Source organism: Bradyrhizobium sp. (genome assembly GCF_035935975.1).
Lineage (GTDB): Bacteria > Pseudomonadota > Alphaproteobacteria > Rhizobiales > Xanthobacteraceae > Bradyrhizobium.
The window spans coordinates 254539-276360 of record NZ_DASYWN010000038.1 but is presented as its reverse complement, the minus strand read 5'-3'; the positions used below and the strand labels follow the sequence as shown (position 1 = coordinate 276360).

Genomic DNA, 21822 nt, shown 5'->3' with positions numbered 1-21822 from the left:
GTGCCCACCATGCTGCAACACTCGCTGAAAGAAGGTGGGCACGCTACGCTTTGCCCACCCGACCTCTGGCCCCTTCTCCTCGGCGACTCCTCTTGCAGGCTGATTACCTGCAGAGATAACGGACGCCGTTCCGGGCGAGATAGGTGCCCGTCGCCGGATCGAAGGAGCGATAGCGTTCGGAGCAAGCCCGCGACGCGCGCGCCATCGCGTTGTCCACGCCTCGCACAGCCGCTCCGCCGTCCGGCAATTCGAGGCCGAGCCGGCCGGCCGGCGTCAGCGTGCCATTGAGGTTGCGATCGGGATTCTCGGCCTCGTACGCATCGGGATGGCTGCTCGCAAAACCGGATTGCGCGTAGGCGGTCGTTGCGGTCAGGGCCGACAACAAAGCCACGGCAGCGAGGGTTTTAAGTCCAGTCATGTTCGATCTCCTTCATGCGCCGGTGCATCCTGCGGCCGGTGCCAGGACGTGGGTCGACATGGTGCGCGGGACAAGCGCGTCGCGAGCCCAACTCGCCATCAGGCGCAATCCGGCCGTTCAAATCCGGAAAGAGTCGTTTGTTTGCAGAATGCGGCCGCGCATACGCGCCCTTGCCTGCCCTGCGTCCGCTTCACGTCTCGGTGCGACGCTGCCTTGAGACGTGACTCGCCAGCATTGCCATGCTGGTAATATCCGTTGCCGAACAGGGAGGGCATCATGATGCTTCGCAATCTTTTCGCCGCGCTTCTCATCATGGTGTCCATCGGCGCATCCCATGCCGCGCCGCAATGGCTGAACCTGCCGCCGACACCGACCTTGCCGAGGGCGACGCAGAGCGGGTTCGCCCCCGTCAACGGCATCAAGGTCTGGTACGCCGTCTACGGCCGCGGCGATCCCGTCATCCTGCTGCATGGCGGCCTCGCCAACGCCAATTATTGGGGTCACCAGGTCCGCGCGCTGCAACGGCATTATCAGGTGATCGTCATGGAGAGCCGCGGGCACGGCCGCAGCAGCCGCAATCAGGAGCCCTATGGCTACGATCTGATGGCCTCCGACGTGGTCGCCCTGCTCGATCATCTCAAGATCAGGAAGGTCGCGATCGTCGGCTGGAGCGACGGCGCGATCATCGGCCTCGACATCGCCATGAAGCACCCGGAGCGGGTGAGCAAGCTGTTCGCCTTCGCGGCGAACTCGGACCCGTCAGGCGTTGCTGACATCGCAAACAGCGACGTCTTCAACGCCTACATCGCGAGGGCCGGCGAGGAGTACAAGCGGCTGTCGCCGACGCCGACGGAGTACAAGGGCTTTGTCGCCGACATCACCAAGATGTGGGAGAGCCAGCCGAAATGGACGGCCTTGGATCTCGCGGCGATCAAGGTGCCGACCTGGATCGTCGATGGCGACCATGACGAGGCGATCAAGCGCGAGAACACCGAGTTCATGGCGGCGAACATTCCGGGCGCGGGCCTCTTGATCCAGCCGCAGGTCAGCCACTTCTCGTTCCTGCAGGATCCCGAGCAGTTCAACGACGATTTGCTGCGGTTTCTCGGGCGTGGAGCCGCGGCGAAGTGAGATATCCGCGCGCGGCACGCCGTCAATTTCCCGTCTGCAATTCGCCGAAGCGCTCCCAGCTCTTGCCGTTGAAGCGCATGAACTGCATCTGGTCGACCGGGACGTGATCGGTCGGGCTGGTGTTGACCTTGATGCCGGGCAAGAGCATCGGCAATTCGAGGTCGCGGATCGCGTAGGCCTGCTTCAGGATGTTCTCGGTCGACAAATCGTCGCCGCAGGCTTTCAGCACGGCCTCGAGCGCCATCGCACTGTTGTAGGAATTGACATAGTTGGTGTCGTGCTGGTCGGCTTCCGGCACGTATTTCGTCATGAACTCGCGCCAGCCTTTCACGCCGGGATCGTCCTTCCAGGCGGGATCGTCGGGGTCTTTCACGTAGGCGGTGGAGAGAATGCCGGTGCCGGCCTCCAGGCCCGCGGGCTCCATCACGGTCGAAACCCACACCGCGACGTTGGAGAGGAATGTCATCGGACGCCAGCCGATCTCGAAGGATTTGCGGATCGCTTGCGCGGCGAATTTCGGCGTCGCCGCGATCACGAACACGTCGGCGCCTGACGCCTTCAATTTCACGATCTGGGAATCGATGGTCGGATCCTGGATCTCGTAGGTGGCATTGGTGACCACGGAATCGTATTTCTCGCCGAGCACGTCCTTGAGGCCGGCGAGATAGTCGCGGCCGTAATCGTCGTTCTGCGAGATCACGGCGAATTTCGCGTTAGGGTTCTTCGCCAGCGCGTAGCGCGCATAGAGCCGCGCCTCGTAGCGGAACGGCGCCTGCACGCCCATGGTCGCCTGCGGATATTGCGCGATGTCGGCGAATTTCGAGGCGCCGGAGCCGATGAAGAGCTGCGGCACGTTCTTGGATTGCAGATATTTCGCGATCGCCGTGTTGTGGGCGGTGCCGATCGAGGAGAAGATCAGCGCGACTTCGTCGCTCTCCACCAGCCTGCGCGTCTGCTCGACCGATTTCGGCGGCGCATAGCTGTCGTCGAGCGAGATCAGATTGACCTTGCGACCGTTGATGCCGCCCTTCTCGTTCAGCATCTTGAAATAACCGACCTCGCCCTTGCCGAGCGCGCCGAAGGCGGAGACCGGGCCACTGTAAGGCATGGTCTGGCCGATTTTGATTTCAGTGGCGGTGATGCCGCGCATCTCGGCGGCAAGCGAAGCAGCAGGCAACAGCAGGAACGAAACGGCGCCAAGCGCGCCCAATGCCGCCCTAGAGCGCATCGGCCTCCCCTCCCCTTTTGTTGATGCGGTCGGGCCGCATCTTTATTTGACGAGAGCATGCCATGAGATCGCGGCGAACTCCAATCATTATCGGGCGGCGATCACCGCGGCCGGGTGGGCAAAGCGGCTTGTCTCGCCGTAGCACGAAGAGCGAAGGCGGAAGCGTGCGCATCACTTCCGTCGAGACTGCCGAGAGGTGGTGGGCACGGCGCGTTGCGCCTTTACGCACCCTACGAGACTGCCGTTGTCGCAGGCGCAACCGCATCCACATCGTCATTGCGAGCGCAGCGAAGCAATCCAGAATGTCGCCGCGGAAAGTTTCTGGATTGCTTCGCTACACTGCGGGCTGGGGTACGAGACCTGGCCCGGAAGCAAACGTTCAGCCAACAAAAAACGCGGCGTTGCCGCCGCGTTTTTCAATTTCATCCTGCCGCTTGCGTTACGCCTGCGGCTGCGGCTCCAAGCCGGGATCCGGATCGGGCCGCGGGCGCGACTTGCCGGCCGGGGGCACGGCGGAGGCGCGCGGCGTGGTCGGCTCGAGCACGGACTCGCGGTTCGGCTTCTTGCCCTTGAGCAGGTCGACGATCTCGTCACCGGAAAGCGTTTCGAACTCGAGCAGGCCCTTGGCCAGCGCTTCGAGGTCGGCGTGCTTCTCGGTGAGGATGCGGGTCGCTTCCTTGTAGCCTTCCTCGACCAGGCGGCGGATCTCGGAGTCGATCTTCTGGACGGTCGCCTCAGAAGCGTTCTGCGTCCGCGAGACCGACATCCCTAAGAACACCTCGTCCTGGTTCTCGCCATAGGAGACCGTGCCGAGCTCTTCCGACAGGCCCCAGCGCGTCACCATCATCCGGGCAAGGCGGGTGGCCTGCTCGATGTCGGAGGCGGCGCCGGAGGTGACCTTCTCGCGGCCGAAGATCAGCTCTTCGGCGACGCGGCCGCCCATCATGATGGCGAGGCGCGAGGTCATCTGCTCCAGGGACATCGACAGCTTGTCGCGCTCGGGGAGCTGCATCACCATGCCCAGCGCACGGCCGCGCGGGATGATGGTCGCCTTGTGGATCGGATCGGTCGCGGGCACGTTGAGGCCGACGATGGCGTGGCCGCCCTCGTGATAGGCCGTCAACAGCTTCTCTTCCTCGGTCATGACGAGCGACTTGCGCTCGGCGCCCATCATCACCTTGTCCTTGGCTTCCTCGAACTCGGCCTGGGTCACCATGCGCTTGTTGCGGCGCGCAGCGGTGAGGGCTGCTTCGTTGACGAGGTTCATCAGGTCGGCGCCGGAGAAGCCCGGGGTGCCGCGCGCGATGGTCTTGAGGTTGATATCGGGGGCCAGCGGCACCTTGCGGACGTGGACCTTGAGGATCTGCTCGCGGCCGACGACGTCCGGATTGGGCACCACGACCTGGCGGTCGAAGCGGCCCGGACGCAGCAGCGCGGGATCGAGCACGTCGGGACGGTTGGTGGCGGCGATCAGGATCACGCCCTCGTTCGCCTCGAAGCCGTCCATCTCGACCAGCAACTGGTTCAGCGTCTGCTCGCGCTCGTCATTGCCGCCGCCGAGACCGGCGCCGCGGTGACGACCGACCGCGTCGATTTCGTCGATGAAGATGATGCAGGGCGCGTTCTTCTTGGCCTGCTCGAACATGTCGCGGACGCGGCTGGCGCCGACGCCGACGAACATTTCGACGAAGTCCGAACCCGAAATGGTGAAGAACGGCACGTTGGCTTCGCCCGCGACCGCACGCGCGATCAGGGTCTTACCGGTGCCGGGAGGGCCGACCAGCAGCACGCCGCGCGGAATACGGCCGCCGAGGCGCTGGAACTTGCCGGGGTCGCGGAGGAATTCGACGATCTCCTGCAGGTCCTGCTTGGCTTCGTCGACGCCTGCGACGTCCTCGAAGGTGACGCGGCCATGCGCTTCGGTCAGCATTTTCGCACGCGACTTGCCAAAGCCCATGGCCTTGCCGGCACCGCCCTGCATCTGCCGCGACAGGAAGATCCAGACGCCGATCAGCGCGATGAAGGGCAGCCAGGAGACCAGCAGCGAGACGAACCACGGCACGTTGTCGCCGGGCGGCTTCGCGGTGATCTGGACCTTGCTGTCATAGAGGCGCTTCACCAGCGTCGGGTCGTTCGGCGCATAGGTCTGGAAGCTGGAGCCATTGGTGAAGGTGCCGTGGATATCCGGCCCCTGGATCACGACGTCGCGCACATTGCCGCGGTCAACTTCGCTCAGGAGCTGGGAGAAGGCGATGTCCTGCGAGGAGGCGCGCTGACCCGGATTCTGGAAGAGCGTGAACAACGCCAATAGCAGCAACACTATGATGACCCAGAGGGCGAAATTGCGCAGATTGGCGTTCATCGATCTTCCTTCGTGGTCGCGCGGATCGCGGCCCTAATCCTTGGGCAATGCGAGGAAATCCCCAAGGAATCCTCTCGGTTAGACGCATACAATTTAGGTGCCGCCCCGCTCGCTGCCAAGGGAACGAGATGGGACTATTTATCCCATCTTAGAGCGATTCCCGCTGAAATAATGGCGACCTAGCCTGGGTTTTTCCTGCCTGGTTCCTGCCTGGTTAAGGTGTCCTGACGCCGGACGGCGGAAACGGCCGGTGTCATGATCCGCCCTCATCCGCCCTTCAAGTCCCTTTGCGGCCGCCGGGCCGGCGCAGGCGTGACGTGGATACGCCCCCCGGCAAGGCTGATCAAGGCTCCCGCAAGGGTCTGCTTCAGGATCGCACGGCCATTTGCGGCTGCGCGGGGATTTTCCGCCAGGGCGCGATCGAGTGCGGCCAGAAGGGTCTCGACCTTGCCGAGTTCCGCCGGCCCCTCATGGCCGAGGGCATTGATGGCCCGCAGCAGCAGCCGCAGCCGGACCTCCTCCGGCAGGAGGGCAAAGGCCTCGGCTTCGAAGACGGTTTGGGCCTCGAAGCTGCGTCCTGTCGCCTGCGACGCATCGCCGCGCGAGCGGAGCTGGAGGAAGCGCTCGGCGCCATCGACCAGCACCTCGACGGCCGCATTGGCGCGCGCGAGGCGTGCGGCCAACCGCGCAAGGCTCCTGCTGTCGCCGCCCTCGGCCGCAAGCTGAGGCAGCAGCGCGCGCAGCCGTGGCCGGGTGAAGGCGGTGTCGCGGTTGGTGGGATCGTCGGCAAAGCCGATTCTGGCCCGCTTCAAGGTCGCGATGAGCTGCGACTTCGGAACGTCGAGCAGCGGGCGCGCCAGCACGATGCCGTCGCGCGCGGTGAGGCGGGCCATCGCCGACAGGCCGGCAAGCCCGCTGCCGCGGAGCATGCGCATCAGCAGCGTCTCGGCCTGGTCGTCGCGGGTATGGGCGGTCAGCACATGGCTCGCACCGGTTTTTCGCGCGGCCTCCGCGAGCAGGCGGTAGCGGGCCTCGCGCGCGGCGGCAGGCAATCCCGTCTTCGGCTTGGCGCCGCGCCAGCGCAGGGTCCGGTGCGTCAGGCCAAGTGCCGTGGCCAGCCGCTTGACCTCACGCGCCTCGCGCGCCGCTTCCGGACGCAGGCCATGATCGACGGTGACGACAGTAAGACGCGGGCCGCGTGCAAGGCTGCGCTGCCAGCGTGCGGCGAGCCACATCAGCGCAACCGAGTCGGGCCCGCCGGAAACGGCGAGCACCAGCGCCGGCGCGCCTTTCAGCCCGGCGAAGAGCTGCTTCGCCGCGCGCGCCGAGATCGGTGAATTGTCGTCGTCTGACATGACGCTGCAATCGTCCGCGGATGGACCGACTGTTTAGCGCAGCACTGTCCGCCTTGTCAGCGGATCAGCACTTCACCCGCTTCTGCTCGCGATCGACCGCGGCTTTGACGCCGGCGGAGGCGCGCGGATATTTGCGGCCGACCTCGCCGAAGGCGGCGCAGGCGGCTTCCTTCTCCTTCAGCGCGGCCAGCGACTGGCCGAGCCGCAGCAGCGCATCGGGCGCCTTGCCCGATTTGTCGTATTTGGTGGTGACGGCGAGGAAGGCTTCCGCGGAGTCGCGATATTGCTGGCGCTGGAAATAGCTCTCGCCGAGCCAGTATTGCGCGTCGCCGAGCAGCGGGTCGCTCGGATATTTCTGCGCAAAATTCTTCATGGTCTGCTCGGCCAGCGCATAGTCCTTGCGCTGCATGTAACCGATGCCGAGATCGAATTCGTCGCGCGGCGTCGCCGAGGGCGGCAGCGTCGTCAGGCCGGCGCCGCCTGATGGCGCCGGATAGCCCTGCGGCTGTTGCGCTGGCGGATAGCCGGGCTGTGCCGCCGGCGGCACCCCCTGCTGATAGCGGGGGCTATTGGCGAGATCGAGCGGCTCGCCGGGATTGCGCCCGCCGGGCGCACCGACCTGGCCGCCCGCCGGCATCGGCTGCTGTCCACCGCCGAGGGCGCGCGGCGCGCCGGGGGCGTTCGGGCTCTGGCTCGGATCGAAGGCATCGCCGCGACGGCGTGAGCCCGGAGCGCCGGGCCCCGGCTGCTCCTGAACGATCGGCGCGGGCGCGGCGATCTGCGGCTGCTCGTAATTCGGCTGGACCTGCTGCTGTTGCGGCTGCTGGCGATAGGCCGGCGCCACCTGGGCGGACGGCACGGCGGCGACATTGGGCTGGACCGGCGGCTGGCCGGGCGCGGCCTGCGCGCCGCCCTCGAGCGCCCGCAGCCGCTCCTCGAGCTGGCGGTTGCGGTATTGCAGCTCCTCGTTCTGGCCGGTGAGCTGGCGCAGCTGGTTCTCCAGCCGCTCGATCCGCATCTCGGGATCATCATCCGTCTGGGCGAGGACGGGCGCGCTCAAGAAGACGGGCGCGCACAAGGAGAGAAGCGCGGCAGTGGCCACGGTGCCGGTTAAAACCTTAAATCTGGATGACATCTTGCCCTGACGACGAAAGCTAAATGGCCTGCGACGGAACATGCGACGCGCCACAGATTGAAGCTGAGTACGCCAAAACTGTGACTGGCACCACGGGGTTCCTGTCACAGAATGCTGAAACGAAACCGGCGCCCGTGAGGGCGCCGGCATGATCGATTCATCAAGATGAACGGCGCCTGACTGAGAGCGTCAGGAGCTCGCGTTCAGCACAGTCACAGCACGACGGTTCTGCGACCAGCAGGAGATATCGTTACAGACCGCGACGGGACGCTCCTTGCCGTAGGAGATCGTGCGCATGCGGTTCGGATCGATGCCGCGCGAGGCGAGGAACGAACGCACCGACTGGGCGCGGCGGGCGCCGAGGGCGATGTTGTATTCGCGGGTGCCGCGCTCGTCGGCGTGACCTTCGATGGTGAAGGAGTAGCGCGGATAGCTCTGGAGCCACTGCGCCTGCTTCTCCAGGGTCACGATCGCCTGCGGGGTCAGGTCGGTCTGGTCGCTCTCGAAGAACACGCGGTCGCCCACGTTCACGACGAAGTCCTGCTGGCTGCCCGGCGTCGCCGCATTGGCCATCGCATCGGTCGGCCCATTCTGCTTGGCGCATGCGCCCATCGACAGCGCGATTGCGACCACCGCAGCCAGCTTCAATCCCTGGAGGATACGCATAGGATAATTCATTCCGGAGCCTCCACGCTCACGTTCGTCCACTGCTGTCCGGTCTACAGGGGGTTGGTTAAGCGAACGTTCCGTCAACCTTGACGGAACCTTGCTTCAGCCGGTCAAATGCCCCCAACCAACGAAAAGCACCCATGATGGTTAATGGGTTGTAAATGTGGCGCGAGGGTGAAAGCAAGCTGCGTTAGCCGGCAAAAACGCCTGTTTTGCTTGAATTTTGAGCCGGGGACTGCGCCCGCCGGACTCAGACGTGGGCGGCGTCCGCCACCAGCACCGGTCGCTGCGGGACCTGGCGCTGGCCGCCGCGCCCGAACAGCATCCGCCGCTCGAACGCGGTGGAGCGCATGATCGGATAACGCTCGAACACCTTCTTGCGGAAGGTCGGGAAGTCCGCCGCCATCAGGCCGAACGCCTTGGTGAGACCGGGCACGAGCCGGGGCTCGGCAATGGTCTCGTGCAGGAACACCCGGCGGTAGAAGGCCTGATGCTCGGGACGCACGATCGCAAGGCCGAGATCGGCGTTGAAATGCTCGCAGGCCATGTAGGCAAGGCGTGTCGTCAGATAGGGCAATTCCGGAACGCGCTTGACCTGGTCAGGATCGGCGACAAAGCGGGTCGGGTCGATCATGACCTCGCCGCGATCGAGCCGCGGCAGCAGGATTTCCGGGAAGACGTCGGCCGAGGTGGATTCGCGCCATTCCGAGGTGAGCACACTGATGCGCACCGAGCTGCAGAGCTGGCCACGGAGATAGACGCCGAAGGTCCACGCGTTCGGCAATTCGTCATAGCGGTCGGTGACCCGGGCTTCCGCCGATTCCTTGACGGCGCCCTCGCGCAGATAGGCGCGGTAGCGGAGATTGTAGATCTCCTCCTTCTCCGCGGGCGTTTCCGCAAGATGATAATCGACGTCGGTCAGGAGTTCGGCACCCCGTCCAACAGCCGAAATGATCGCTCTGGCTGAGGACTGCATTCCAACTCCCTACCCCCACCACTCACCGCAAGTCGCGAGGACAACTTCCGCGCGCGTGATGAATTGTTAACAGCTTCTTAACAACGAAGCAAAGCAATCGAATGGTTAGGGTTAACCACCCGTAGCACTACGGTGCGCAGCAACAGACTGAAACGACAGAAAAATCCTGGGAGTGGATTCAGGCGAAGGAGCGCGAGCCGACGACCTGGAGCAGGCTCTCGCCGCGCCGTCCGTGGGAGGCGTTGAGGAGCTGGCGCATCCGCACGGCAGGCACCGGGCGGCTGAACAAATAGCCTTGCGCCTCCGAGACGGTGCCGTCGGCGCTGATCAGCTCGAGCTGCTCGTTGGTCTCGATGCCCTCGACCACGACGGCCATGCCGAGGTCGGCGGACAGGCGCGCGACGCCGCGGAGCAGCGTCAGCGGCCGGTCGGTGTCGATGCCTTCCAGGAAGGAGCGGTCGATCTTGACCTTCTGCATCGGGAAATTGTGCAGATAGCTGAGGCTCGAATAGCCGGTGCCGAAATCGTCGAGCGAGATGTGCACGCCGAGCGCATGCAGCTGCGACAGGATATCGTGGGTGAGCTGGGTGTTACGCAGCAGCGAGGATTCGGTGATCTCGATCTCGAGCCGATGCGCCGGCAGGCCCGAGACCTCCAGCGCGTAGCGGATTTCGCTGAGCACGTCGCGCTGGTGGAATTGCTGCGGCGAGAAGTTGACGGCGACGCTGACGCCCTCCGGCCACTTCATGCACTCCATGCAGGCGCGGCGCAGGATCCAGCGGCCGAGATCGACGATCAATCCCATGTCCTCGGCAACAGGAATGATGTCGACCGGCGAGACCGTACCGCGCACCGGATGATTCCAGCGCAGCAGCGCCTCGCAGGTGGTGATCTTGCCGGACTTGAGGTTGACCAGCGGCTGGTAGAACAGCTCGAACTCCTCGTTGGCGAGCGCCTTGCGCAGGTCGAGCTCGAGGATGCGGCGGGCCTCGACGGTCGCCGCCATCTCGTCGCGGAAGAAGCAGAAGGTGCCGCGGCCATCGGCCTTGGCGCGGTACAGCGCCATGTCGGCGTTCTTGAGCAGCGTGTCGGCGCTGACGCCATCCGGCGAGGTCAGCGCGATGCCGACGCTGGCGCCGATCTCGACGAGGTGATTGTCGATGCGATAGCGCTCGCTCAGGCGTTCGACGATGCGGCGGGCGAGGCTCGCGGCGTCTTCGGCCACGCTGATGTTCTGCTGGAACACGACGAACTCGTCGCCGCCGAAGCGGGCGACGAAATCCTCGGGCCGCAGCATCTCGCGCAAACGGTTGGCGACCGCGCACAGAAGCTGGTCGCCGCAGGGATGGCCAAGCGTGTCGTTGACCTGCTTGAACTGGTCGAGGTCGACGAACAGCAGCGCGGAGAGCCGTTCGGCATGCTGCGCGTTCGCCAGCAGCCGCTCGATCTCGTCGCGGAACGAGACCCGGTTGGGCAGCGCCGTGAGCTCGTCATAGCGGGCGAGATGGCTGATACGGGCTTCGGCGTTGGTGCGCTCGGTGATGTCTTCCAGCAGCAGCACGGTGCCGCCGCCGGTCATCGGCTGGAACGTCCAGGCCAGCGTGCGGCTGCGCGCCGAATCCGGATCGCCGGTGACGATCTCGCAGATCCGCGCATGCTCGATCTCGGCCAGGATCTGGTTGCCGCTCTCCGCCGAGATGGAGCCTGCGGCGACGCAGGCCGAGACGATGTCGGCGGCGGTGGCGCCGCGCTTGACGAGGTCTTCCGGCAGGCTCATCAGCACGCCGAAGCGATGGTTCATCACCGCAAGGCGTCCGTCGGCGCGAAACATGCACAGGCCGTGCGGCATGTTGTTGAGCGCGGTATCGAACTGGCTCGCCAGCGCGGATTCGCGGAAGCTCGAGGTCAGCGCCTTGACGAAGATCGCATGCAAAGTGAGGTTGATGTTCTTCAGCCCGATGAAGAAGAACACGAGCAGGATGGCGAGCCCGATATGGTAGAAGCCGCCGTGCAGCACCAGAGCGAGCGACATCGGGAAGCAGGCGAGCGCGACGTGCCACTGGATCATCCGCGGCTGGCCGTAATTGCGCGCGGCGCCGCCGGCGGTGTAGCCGATGCCGATGGCGACACAGAGCATGTCGGCAACCGGATCCTCGTTGAGATAGATGACGACGAAGGCCCAGACGCCGAGCACCGCGGCATAGCTGATCGCACCGAGCCAGTAGCGCGGCTCCAGATGCTTGGCTTCCTCGAATGACAGCGGCTTCGTACGGTTCTCGTATCCGCGCATCTGGAACGCGCGCGCGGTGCCGATGGCGATCAGCAGGAATGCGAGCGGCCACAGCCGGGCATCGCCGGTCTTGAGCGCAGTCATCACCGCGGCCACGGCCGCGGAGGCCGAGCCCAGAAAGATCGCCCAGAAATTCTGAACCATAGAGTTGATGAGAGCGGCGTAGAGTATGGGCTCCAGCTCGTCCCGATCGCTCTGCTTCTGGTCAGCCAGCTGCATTGCCTGTTACGCGTCCTGTTTGGCGCGTAGTTTTACCCAGCCGAGATGAAGTCTTTCTGAGGGAACATCGTTAAAGTCGGGTTGTTTTTCGGCAATAGCGAACCCGTTTCCGCTGAAATATCAAGCAACTAGGCAAGCGTTGCCGGGCACAAGGTGAAGGAAAGCTTGCTTTCCTCACCGAACCCGAAAAAATCGGCGCGTTTTTTCGAAAAGATCGCGCGGCTGAACGCGCGATCTATTGACCCGCCGTGGAGGACAACAGCGGAGACCATGCCGGGTCGGAGGCGAAGCCCGGCGTCGGCACCTTCAGCTCGTTGCGGCCGGAGATGTCGACCGAGTACAGCGACGGTCCGCCATTGCCGCCGGGATCGCGGAAGAACATCAGCACGCGGCCGTTCGGCGAGAAGGTCGGGCCTTCGTTGTGATAGCCGGAGGTGAGCAGACGCTCGCCGGAGCCGTCCGGCTTCATGACGCCGATCGAGAACTGCCCGCCGCCCTGCCTTGTGAAGGCGATGTAATCGCCGCGCGGCGACCATACCGGCGTCGAATAGGTGGCGTTGGTATCGTCCTTGGAGAAGGAGATGCGCTGCGCAGGTCCCCCGCCCGCCGCCATCACGTAGATCTGCGACCTGCCGCCCCGATCGGATTCGAAGCAGATGCGGGTGCCATCGGGCGAGTAGGACGGCGAGGTGTCGATCGCCGGCGTGTCGGTGAGGCGCGTGGTCGAGCGCGAGCGCAGATCCATCACGAACAGGTTGGAATTGCCGCCCTGCTGCAGGCTCATGATGACGCGCTGGCCGTCCGGCGAGAAGCGCGGCGCAAAGGTCATGCCCGGGAAGTTGCCGACGATCTCGCGCTGGCCGGTCTCGATGTTGAAGAGATAGACCTTCGGATCGCCCTGGCCGAACTCCATGTAGGTGATCTCTTGCGAGTTCGGCGAGAAGCGCGGCGTCAGCACGAGGTCGGAGCCGCGGGTCAGATAGCGCACATTGGCGCCGTCCTGGTCCATCATGGCGAGCCGCTTGACGCGGCGCTCCTTCGGCCCGGTCTCGTCGACGAACACGACGCGGCTGTCGAAATAGCCCTTTTCGCCGGTCATCTGCTCGTAGATCTGGTCGGAGATGATGTGGGCGATGCGGCGCCAATATTCCGGCGAGGTGAAATATTGCTGTCCGGCGAGCTGCTGGCCGGTGACCACGTCCCACAGGCGGAATTCGGCCTTGAGCCGGCCGTCCTGCTGCCGCGTCATGCGGCCGGTGACGAGCGCCTGCGCGTTGAGGGTCTTCCAGTTCTGGAATTGCGGCGCGACGTCGATGTTGCTGATGCGCTCGATGAAGGCAGCCTGGTCGATCGGGGCAAACAGGCCCGAGCGCTTCAGATTGTTGGTGATGACCTGGGTGACGCCGTTGCTGACGTCGCCGTCGGCGGGCGAGCCCGGCACGAAGTTCGAGATCGCGATCGGGATCGGACGAAACTCCGTGGGATCGATGCGGAGGCGCCCCTGGGCAAAGCTCTCTCTGCTTCCGAGCAGCGCGAGCGTCGATCCGGTCAGGGTCAGGAAACGGCGGCGGTTCATCGATCGGACGTCATTCATCGCAAAATTCTTTTGTTCGGATGTCACAACATGTCTTTCAGGCCGAAAGTCATTTCGATCTTCTTCCAGCCGTCATATTGCTGCTTGGGCATGAACGAATAGACCTGACATTGCACGATGGCGCGCTTGGCGCTCTCGGCCACGGCCTGGGCAATGGACCTGGACGGGCCCCGCACCTCGACGATGATCGGCTCGGCTGCAAGCGAGCCATCGATCTTCATCGGGATATCGATGTCGGCCTCGTATTGATCGGCGTCCTGCCCGTTATAGGTGGGCGTGAAGCAGCGCCGGACCGCAGTCGTGAACGCGCCACGCCAGGTCGCGACGTTGTTGGCGGCAGTCCCGGTCGTCGATCCCAGCGAGGCCGAAGCGTTCAGCGCCGAGCCGGCGAGCTCGTGCCGGGTCGCGGCGCGCTTGTCGAGGTCGCGCTGGATTTGCGCGGGATCGAAGCTGCGCTCCTTGGGCTTCGGCTGCTGCTGCGGCTGCACGGCGGCGACCTTCTGCTCGACCGGCTTCGGCGGCGGCTTCTTGGCCTCCTGCTTCTTCATGAGCTCGGCGAGCGGATCTTCCTTGGCCGGGTCAGGCTTCTTTTCCTGCGGCTTCGGCTCTTCCTTCGGCTTGGTCTCCGCAACCGGCTTCGGCGGCTCGGGCTTCTTCTCGACCGGCTTCTCGACGGGTTTTGGCGGCGGGTCGGGCTGCGAGTTGGTCTTGATCAGCTCTTTCTTCTCGGTGACCTTGCCGACGGCATCCTCTTCGGGCTTGGCCTCGGCGATCTTCTCGACCTTGGGCTTCGGCTCTTCCTTCTTGCCGGTCTTCTGCCCCGACATCATCTTGGCAAGCTGATCCGACGAGATGATGTCGACCGGGAGCGACTCCTCCGGCGCGATGAAGGCCTTGCTGCTAAAGGTGACCAGCCCCCATCCAAGCACGAGGACGTGGAGGGTAATCGACGCAACGAGTGTCTTGTCGACCTTCACCTTCACCGGCTTAGGACCCCTGATCCGCTTCGGTGACGAGCGCCAGCTTCTTGAATCCGGCACCGGACAGCAGGCCCATCACCCTGGCGACCGTGCCGTAATCCGCCTTCTTGTCGGCGCGCAGATAGATGCGCTCCTCGAGCCCGCCGCGCGCATCGGTGATCGCTTTCAGCTTCGGCACCAGCTCGGTGATCGGAACCTCGGCGTCGTTGATGAAGACCTTGCCCTTGATGTCGATGGACATCTGGAGCGGCTTCTGGTCGTTGTTTTCGAGGCTCTTGGCCGCGGTCTGCGGCAGGTCGAGCGGCACGCCGACCGTCAACATCGGCGCCGACACCATGAAGATGATGAGCAGCACCAGCATCACGTCGACCATCGGCGTGACGTTGATCTCGGCCACGACGGGCTTGCGCCGGCCGCGGCGGCCGCCGCCTCCGGACGAACTGGCTACGTTCATCGCCATGATCGAGTGCCCAAATTGCCCTTCACACTATACATGCCGCCCGTCAGCCCCGCTCGTCGATCTGACGGGACAGGATGGCTGAAAACTCATCGGCGAAGCCTTCGAGCCGCTGGGCCTGCCGGTTCACCTCGGAAGTGAACTTATTATAGAAAATAGTGGCAGGAATGGCGGCGATAAGGCCGACGGCGGTCGCAAACAGCGCCTCCGCGATGCCGGGCGCCACCACCGCCAGAGAGGTATTTTTCGACGCCGCGATCGACTGGAAGCTCGACATGATGCCCCAGACGGTGCCGAACAGGCCGACGAAGGGCCCGGCCGAGCCGACGGTGGCGAGCACCAGCAGGCGGCGCTCCAGCCGCTCGACCTCGCGGGCGATCGAGACGTTCATGACCTTGTCGATGCGCATCTGCAGGCCCGCGACGGAGCGGGCGTGGCTCTCGAACGAGCGCTTCCATTCGCGCATCGCCGCCACGAAGCAGGCCGCCATGGAATGCGTCGGCTTGGCCGAGAGGGTGCGATAGAGTTCCTCGATCGACTCGCCGGACCAGAACGCCTGCTCGAAACGGTCCATCGAGCGGCGGGTGCGGGCAAACAGGAAGATCTTGTCGATGGCAATCGCCCAGACCCAGACCGAGCAGGACAGAAGTCCCAGCATCACCGCTTTCACGATCCAGTGAGCCTGCCAGAACAGCGCGATCAGCGACACGTCCGCGGAAGCGGCAACCGGAAGGGCTGACTGAGCCACGTCGGCCGGATTCATAAGCAGTATCCTCTCAAGGCGATCGTTACCTGATGTCCGTGACAGCAAATGGCTGCCAGTTCCCCAATTGCCGCGCCACCAACCGGCGCGGCCGGCAAGCCCGCTCAAAGCCTTGTCTTTCTGGGGTGCAGGGGGCTCGTCCAAAGCCGGCCGCCTGCATTCCCTGCCAAGATGTCAAAACTATGGGCCTTGACCCCCGGCCTTGACGTCGGGCTCCGGGCACGCCTGTCCACCCTTACCAGAGCCCGGCGATGGTTAATGCGGGGTTACCAGGGCCGAATTTGGCTGCGGGAAAGGTAGGCCGCACAGGGGGATGGGGGCGACGGGGCCCGGGGCAGGATGCCGCGTGGATGGAAAAGCGTCGGCCGCGGACCGAGGTCGTTTTCCGCCCCCTGCGGGCGGATTGGGGAGACGGGTTCCCTGGGATTCGTAGCCCGCATGAGCGAAGCGACATGCGGGATCTTCGGGCGACGGCCCCGGATATCGCTCCGCTCATCCGGGCTACGAAGCCGCGCCCTTATCACGGCTGCCCCCTCACCACTTCTCCTTCGAGGTCCGCACGTCGAGCTCGAACGACCAGGCGCGTTCGGGCTGGCGGTAGAGGAAGGCGAAGGCGTCGACGATGCCTTCGATGTCGATCAGGCTGTCCTCGCGGCTGGCGGCGTCCGGAAAGCGCGAGAAGATCTTGTCGCCGGCGATGGCGCCGTCGACCACGACATGGCCGACATGGATGCCGTCGCCCGCATATTCCTTGGCCATGGCCTGCGCCAGCGTGCGCACGCCTGCCTTGGCCGAGTTGAAGGCGCCGTAGCCGGAGCGTCCGCGCAGCGAGGCGCTGGCGCCGGTGAAGAGCAGCGTTCCGGTCTTCTTCGGCACCATGCGGCGCACCGCCTCGCGGCCGAACAGGAAACCGCCGAAGCAGACCACGCGCCAGGCCTGCTCGAAATAGTCGGCGTCCATCTCGATGATCTTGCCCGGCGTGTTGTTGCCGGCGTTGTAGATCGCAAGGTCGAGATTTTCGCCGGCGGCGTCGAACAGGGCGATGATGTCGCTCTCCTTGGTCGCGTCCGCGACGAAGGGCACGGCCGCCCCGCCCGCCTTGGTGATGTCATCGGCAACGGCCTGCAACGCGGACAGCGTCCGGCCCGCGACGATCACCTTGTGCCCCTCGCCCGCAAAGCGCTTGCAGAGCCGGGCTCCGAGCCCGCGGTCCGGGCCGACGCCGATCACGATTGCCGTCTTCATTTGCAGCTCTCCGAAACAGTGATGGGATCAGGCCGCCGAAGCGGGCTCCGGGCAGTTGGTCAGCCGCGCGGGATTGCCGACCGCGGTGCAGCCGGCGGGAATGTCCGACGTCACCACCGTATCGGCGCCGATCTTGGCGAAATCGCCGATGCTGATGTCGCCGAGAATGGTGGCGCCGCCGCCGATGAAGACGCCGCGGCCGATCCGCGGCGAGCGCGCCGGCAGTTCATTGGTCCGGCCAATGCTGACGTGCTGCAGGATCGTGACCTCGTCGCCGATCATCACGTTCGCGCCGATCACGATGCCGGTGGCGTGGTCGAGATAGACCGATGATCCCACGCGCGCGGCCGGATGGATGCTGACCTGCAGGGCATTCGACGCCTCGTTCTGGAACAGCAGCGCCGCATCGCGATGATCGCGGCGCCAGAGCCAGTTCGAGACGCGCCAAGCCTGAAGCGCGACATAACCCTTGTAGTGCAGCAGCGGCGGCAGCAGATCGGCGATGGCGGGATCGCGGCGCGCGATCGCCAGCAAGTCCTGACTGGCGGCTTCGATCAGGTCCGGCTCGCCACCAAGGGCCGCTCGGGAATAGGACGTGAAACGCGCGCGCTCGGCACCGCCGCGGCCGAGCCGCTGCCCGATCAGATCGGCCAAGGCGCCGACAAAATCATCATGCGCGAGAATGCTGCCGACAAGGGCCTCGCCGAACACGGGATCGGCCGCGACCGCGCGCTGCGCCTCGCCGCGGATTTTTTGCCAGAGGCCGTCGCTCACCGTGCCCGCAGCTTCCACCATTGTCGCCTCCGGTATTTCGGCACTCACATGCCGAATATAGGCCGCGAGCCACCCGTGCGCCATGCCGCGTCAGCGGCACGCATGACCTCCCAACACGTATGGCCTCCCAAGATGCCGCAGTTCCCCGTGAGGCTACGAGCTTGCATGCCAGGCAGCCGCGACCATATAGTTCGTCGAATTCTGGCCGACGAGCGTTGGCCGGAGACCTACACGCAGAGCATCTCGTTCAAGACCCGCGGTGGTCCGCCATCCGCGGGTTTTTCGTACCCGGCAGCCGTCGGCGCTGCCGAAACGAATTCCGGATTCCCCTCACCCAAGGTTACGCCAAGACATGTCGCCCAACGCGCCCGCCGACGACCAGCACGACGACGTCATGTACCCCTCCGCCGTGCCGTTCGTGCTGGTCCATCTCGGCTGCTTTGCGGCGATCTGGTCGGGCGTCACCTGGCAGGCCCTCGCGATCTGCGGCTCACTGTATGTCGTGCGCATGTTTGCGATCGGAGCAGGTTACCACCGCTATTTCTCGCACAAGGCTTTTGCCACCGGCCGGGTGTTTCAGTTCATCCTGGCCTGGCTTGCGCAAAGCACCGCGCAGAAGAGCGTGTTGTGGTGGGCGGCCAAGCATCGGCATCACCATCTGCATTCCGATACCGAGTTGGACGTGCATTCGCCGCGTCAGCGCGGCTTCCTGTACAGCCATGTCGGCTGGATCTTTTACCGGCAGCACGATGCGACCGACCTCGTGAAGGTCGGCGATCTCACGGTCTATCCGGAGCTGATGTGGCTGCATCGGCTCGAACTCCTGCCGGCCTTTGTGCTTGCGGCGCTCTGCTTCCTGGTTGCGGGATGGTCGGGTCTGGTCGTCGGCTTCCTGTGGAGCACGGTGCTGGTCTATCACGCGACCTTCTGCATCAACTCGCTCGCCCATGTGCATGGACGCAAGCGCTACGTGACGGGCGATGATTCCCGCAACAACTGGCTGCTGGCGCTGCTCACCATGGGTGAAGGCTGGCACAACAATCACCACGCCTACCAGAGCAGCGTGCGACAGGGCTTTCGCTGGTGGGAAGTCGACGTGACCTATTATATCCTGAAGGTCCTGTCCTGGTTTGGAATCGTCTGGAACATGAAGGCGCCGCCTGAGCTCGTGCTGCGCAATGAGCAGCAGCTCGGCGCACGGGTCATCAACCGCGCAGCCCGCCAGCTCGCCGGACGGTTCGATGCTCACGCGCTGGCGCACGCAATCTCGTCGGCGCTGCACCGCGCCGATCCGGCCCAGCTGCAACTGCCGACGCTGCACGACATCCTCAATCGCGCCCATGACGGTGTCGATGCGCTGACGCATCTGCATCTGCCGAAGATTCCGACCCGCGACGAGTTTCTCGCCGAGGCCAGGGCGATGTTCGCGAGAACGCGATCTCTCAACGAGATCGTGGACCACGCCTACGAACACTTCCTGACGTCGGTTCGCGCGCAGCTCGTGACGGTGCGCTGAGAGGTGCGCTCAGGCCTCGCGGGAAGCGGGTTCTACCGGTCCTGCACATGGGCGTGATCGACGCCGCATAACGAGCGACCGCCGGCACAGAGACGAAAATGGCAGTCGGGATCGGCCGCGCAGCCGCCGTAGATGAGGCTGATATAGCCCAGCACCGCGAATGCGGTGAGGCCAAGCAACAGGCGGGTCCAGAGATCCATGATGCGCGTCATCCAACATGAGCGGCGCTGCGGAACGGGCGCGCTCGGATCTTAGTGTCGGTTCGTCGGCAGTCGGTTCTCGTCCGCGCAAAACCAAACCGCCCGCCTGCGGGTTGCGCAGACGGGCGGCTCGGGGCCATCAGGACTTTGGGGGCATGCGCCTGAAGGCTTTGAGAGGTTTCCTGATCAGCCGTTCTCAGATCAGCCCTGGGGCTGGTCGTTCGGCGGCGGGGTCGGGCGCGTCTTGTGCTGCGCCATGAACTGGTCGAACTCTTCCTTGTCCTTGGCGTGACGCAGACGGTCGAGGAAGTTCTTGAACTCGACCTGCTCTTCCTCGAGCCGGCGCAGCGTCTCGCTGCGGTATTCGTCGAAGGCGCGGTTGCCGGAAGACGGCGGGCCGAAACCGAAGCCGAAGCCACGGCGCTCCATGCGGTCGCGCATGCGGTCCATCTTGTACTGCATCCGCTCCATCTTGTTCTGCCAGCGATCCTGGCCGCTCCAGCACGACATTCTTCTGCTCCCGAGTGTGAAAAAGAGAAGGGCAAGTCCGATCGGCCACCAGATGATGAAGCCGAGGATGGTCACGGCAATCCAGCCAGGATGCCAGGGCGTATCGAGCATGTGGGGCCGCTCGTACTGCTGTTGGTCCGAGGGGCCGCGCCAGCGATTGACATCAGCGGTGTAGGCCATTTCCCTTCTCCATCACGGCATCTGCCGTTGTGAATGTAAATAACATTTACATAGCTAGACCATCCCGCGATTTTGTCAAGCTGGCCGCCTGACACGCCTGCGGAATTATTTGCGCAACTTTATTTCGGCTTGCCCCAGGGCCCACCCGGCGGGACGCCAGAACCGGAGGAAGCCTCCGGTGGCACCGGCGGCGGCTCGGCGCTTTTCGCCTGCGGACGGCGGTCGGTCGGGAAGCCGAGGCCGCGCAGATAAATCAGCACCTCGGCCTCGAGCAGCTCGTCCGGCGACATCGGCAGTTTGCGTCGCGCGGCATCGCCGCGCGAGAACAGCGAGGCGACGCCATGCGCCATCGACCAGATGTGCAGCGCCATCATCATCGCGGGCGGGCGCGGCATGCCGGGCGGGGCGAGTGCCGCAAGGCGCTCGGCCGCAGCGCGAATGACGTTGAAAGCCCGCTCGCTCGCTGCCTGCAGCGCCGCATTGGCATCGACCGGCAGGCCGGATTCGAACATCGCGTTGTAGAACGCCGGCTCCTCGCGGGCGAAGGCGAGATAGGCGCGGCCGACGCGCTCGAACGCCGTGACAGTGTCGGGACGTCCGTCGTCCCAGGCCGCCGTGAGGCGCTGCTCGAACTGCTCGAACCCGCGCTGGGCGATCGAGGACAACAGCTCGTCGCGATCGCGAAAATGCCGGTAAGGCGCCGCTGCGCTGACGCCGGCCATGCGCGCAGCATCGGCGAAGGTGAAGCCGGCCGCGCCCTTCTCGGCGATCAAACCGAGGGCGGCCTGCAACAGGGCTTCCTTCAGATTGCCGTGGTGATAGCCGCGCTCGGCGCGGCCCTGCTCCTTGCGCCAGCTCATGTGAACGACTTTTACATGAGCTGCGCGCGAAGGTCACTAGCGGCGATGCGGCGTGATTAACCCCGTACTTCCACGGGTGGTGCCGGGCCGATGCGGCGACATCGCGCCCGGAACGCCCCTGCCCGAAGCTACATCTGCGGGATGGCCAGCACAGGCATGACCTCGACCGCCTCGCCCGGGAAGATCGCAAAGTGCGGATGGTTTTCGAACAGCTTTGCGGCCTCCTCCTGCGAGGCGGCCCGCACCACCGTGAAGCCTGTCAGCGCGTTGCTGATCTCGGTGATGCCGCGTCCATCGATCCTGCGGGTCTTGCCGAGCGGCCCGCCCAACTCGACGATGACGGCCTTGTGCTTCTCAACCCAGCCGTGCCAGGCGGCCATGCCTTCGCGCTCCTTGGCCTTGCGCTCGGCCTCGGGCATCGCGTTCCAGGCCTTCATTTTCTCGCCGCTCATGCTGCCGAGATAGACGGCCAGGAATTTGTGTTCGGTGCTCATCGCTACTCTCCCTTGTTGATTGATGGACAACAGCCGCGATGATCTCGCGGCCGGTGTGACTACTTCTTGAGGTCGTCGAAGCCGGCGGCGGCGGCCTGCACCTCCGGCGGAAAGTCGGACATTTCCTGCACCTGCCGGATCTCGATGACTTCGTTGGCCGAGGCCGGGCACTTCTTCGCCCAGGCGATCGCTTCCTCGCGCGAGCCCACCTCGATCATCCAGTAACCGCCGAGGACTTCCTTGGCTTCCGCGAAGGGACCGTCGGTGACGATGGGCTTGCCGGTCGCAAACGAGACGCGCGCGCCCATCGAGAGCGGGTGCAGGCCGTCGAGCGTGATCAGGATGCCGGCATCCTTCAGCGCCTCGTTGTAGCGCATCATCGCGGCGACGCGTTCGGGATCGAGTTGCACGTCCGGCGGCGCGGTCTCGTAGCCGAGCGGAATCATCAGCATCATGAATCGCATGG

At 64.8% G+C, this 21822-nt stretch carries 21 protein-coding genes; 2 read left to right on the top strand and 19 right to left on the bottom strand.

The window, feature by feature from the left end; all coding sequences use genetic code 11:
- Positions 1–103: 103 nt before the first annotated feature.
- Entirely contained in the window at positions 104–418 is a 315-nt protein-coding gene (locus VGR99_RS21825) for a BA14K family protein (protein WP_326901236.1), read from the bottom strand.
- Positions 419–694: 276 nt separating this feature from the next.
- Here VGR99_RS21825 and VGR99_RS21820 point away from each other — a divergent pair, with 276 nt between their 5' ends.
- Positions 695–1549, top strand: coding sequence for an alpha/beta hydrolase (locus VGR99_RS21820; RefSeq protein WP_326901235.1), 855 nt, complete (start codon positions 695–697; stop codon positions 1547–1549).
- Between the two features lie 22 nt (positions 1550–1571).
- Here the strand turns inward: VGR99_RS21820 and VGR99_RS21815 are convergent, their stop codons facing one another.
- From VGR99_RS21815 to VGR99_RS21755, 13 genes are all read right to left on the bottom strand, one after another.
- On the bottom strand, positions 1572–2777 hold the full coding sequence (locus tag VGR99_RS21815; RefSeq protein WP_326901234.1) for an ABC transporter substrate-binding protein: 1206 nt from the start codon (positions 2775–2777) through the stop codon (positions 1572–1574).
- Positions 2778–3216: 439 nt separating this feature from the next.
- On the bottom strand, positions 3217–5139 hold the full coding sequence (gene ftsH, locus VGR99_RS21810) for an ATP-dependent zinc metalloprotease FtsH (protein ID WP_018641582.1): 1923 nt from the start codon (positions 5137–5139) through the stop codon (positions 3217–3219).
- A gap of 266 nt (positions 5140–5405) precedes the next feature.
- On the bottom strand, positions 5406–6494 hold the full coding sequence (gene tilS, locus VGR99_RS21805; protein ID WP_326901232.1) for a tRNA lysidine(34) synthetase TilS: 1089 nt from the start codon (positions 6492–6494) through the stop codon (positions 5406–5408).
- Between the two features lie 64 nt (positions 6495–6558).
- Positions 6559–7629, bottom strand: coding sequence for a tol-pal system protein YbgF (gene ybgF / locus VGR99_RS21800; RefSeq protein WP_326901231.1), 1071 nt, complete (start codon positions 7627–7629; stop codon positions 6559–6561).
- A gap of 189 nt (positions 7630–7818) precedes the next feature.
- Positions 7819–8307, bottom strand: a complete 489-nt coding sequence (pal, locus tag VGR99_RS21795; protein WP_326901230.1) for a peptidoglycan-associated lipoprotein Pal — start codon at positions 8305–8307, stop codon at positions 7819–7821.
- Between the two features lie 241 nt (positions 8308–8548).
- The gene (locus tag VGR99_RS21790) at positions 8549–9274 is read right to left on the bottom strand and encodes an N-acyl amino acid synthase FeeM domain-containing protein (protein ID WP_326901229.1); all 726 of its coding nucleotides are present in this window, start codon (positions 9272–9274) and stop codon (positions 8549–8551) included.
- 178 nt (positions 9275–9452) lie between these two features.
- A complete protein-coding gene (locus tag VGR99_RS21785; RefSeq protein ID WP_326901228.1) occupies positions 9453–11783 on the bottom strand; it encodes a putative bifunctional diguanylate cyclase/phosphodiesterase in 2331 nt (776 codons plus the stop codon).
- Positions 11784–12018: 235 nt separating this feature from the next.
- On the bottom strand, positions 12019–13377 hold the full coding sequence (gene tolB, locus VGR99_RS21780; RefSeq protein ID WP_414645149.1) for a Tol-Pal system beta propeller repeat protein TolB: 1359 nt from the start codon (positions 13375–13377) through the stop codon (positions 12019–12021).
- A 23-nt stretch (positions 13378–13400) separates the two neighbouring features.
- Positions 13401–14360 carry a protein TolA gene (locus VGR99_RS21775; protein ID WP_326901227.1) on the bottom strand — a complete coding sequence of 320 codons (960 nt, stop codon included), beginning with the start codon at positions 14358–14360 and terminating at the stop codon, positions 13401–13403.
- A gap of 4 nt (positions 14361–14364) precedes the next feature.
- Positions 14365–14817 (bottom strand): protein TolR, encoded by a 453-nt coding sequence (gene tolR / locus VGR99_RS21770; RefSeq protein ID WP_326901226.1) that lies wholly within the window; start codon positions 14815–14817, stop codon positions 14365–14367.
- A 43-nt stretch (positions 14818–14860) separates the two neighbouring features.
- Entirely contained in the window at positions 14861–15577 is a 717-nt protein-coding gene (tolQ, locus tag VGR99_RS21765) for a protein TolQ (RefSeq protein ID WP_018641591.1), read from the bottom strand.
- 534 nt (positions 15578–16111) lie between these two features.
- Positions 16112–16822, bottom strand: coding sequence for an SDR family NAD(P)-dependent oxidoreductase (locus VGR99_RS21760; RefSeq protein WP_326901221.1), 711 nt, complete (start codon positions 16820–16822; stop codon positions 16112–16114).
- A 27-nt stretch (positions 16823–16849) separates the two neighbouring features.
- The gene (locus VGR99_RS21755; protein WP_326901219.1) at positions 16850–17617 is read right to left on the bottom strand and encodes a serine O-acetyltransferase; all 768 of its coding nucleotides are present in this window, start codon (positions 17615–17617) and stop codon (positions 16850–16852) included.
- Between the two features lie 331 nt (positions 17618–17948).
- Here VGR99_RS21755 and VGR99_RS21750 point away from each other — a divergent pair, with 331 nt between their 5' ends.
- Positions 17949–19112 carry an acyl-CoA desaturase gene (locus VGR99_RS21750; protein WP_326901218.1) on the top strand — a complete coding sequence of 388 codons (1164 nt, stop codon included), beginning with the start codon at positions 17949–17951 and terminating at the stop codon, positions 19110–19112.
- A 32-nt stretch (positions 19113–19144) separates the two neighbouring features.
- Here VGR99_RS21750 and VGR99_RS21745 read toward each other — a convergent pair whose 3' ends face one another.
- The 5 genes from VGR99_RS21745 to VGR99_RS21725 form a co-directional block, all read right to left on the bottom strand.
- A complete protein-coding gene (locus VGR99_RS21745) occupies positions 19145–19312 on the bottom strand; it encodes a hypothetical protein (protein ID WP_326901217.1) in 168 nt (55 codons plus the stop codon).
- A 201-nt stretch (positions 19313–19513) separates the two neighbouring features.
- On the bottom strand, positions 19514–20002 hold the full coding sequence (locus VGR99_RS21740) for a DUF2852 domain-containing protein (protein WP_326901215.1): 489 nt from the start codon (positions 20000–20002) through the stop codon (positions 19514–19516).
- Positions 20003–20121: 119 nt separating this feature from the next.
- Positions 20122–20862: a TetR/AcrR family transcriptional regulator gene (locus VGR99_RS21735; RefSeq protein ID WP_326901214.1), complete on the bottom strand. Its 741-nt coding sequence runs from the start codon at positions 20860–20862 to the stop codon at positions 20122–20124.
- A gap of 128 nt (positions 20863–20990) precedes the next feature.
- Positions 20991–21356 carry a YciI family protein gene (locus VGR99_RS21730; protein WP_326901213.1) on the bottom strand — a complete coding sequence of 122 codons (366 nt, stop codon included), beginning with the start codon at positions 21354–21356 and terminating at the stop codon, positions 20991–20993.
- Positions 21357–21415: 59 nt separating this feature from the next.
- On the bottom strand, positions 21416–21820 hold the full coding sequence (locus tag VGR99_RS21725) for a YciI family protein (protein WP_326901211.1): 405 nt from the start codon (positions 21818–21820) through the stop codon (positions 21416–21418).
- Positions 21821–21822 lie beyond the last annotated feature (2 nt).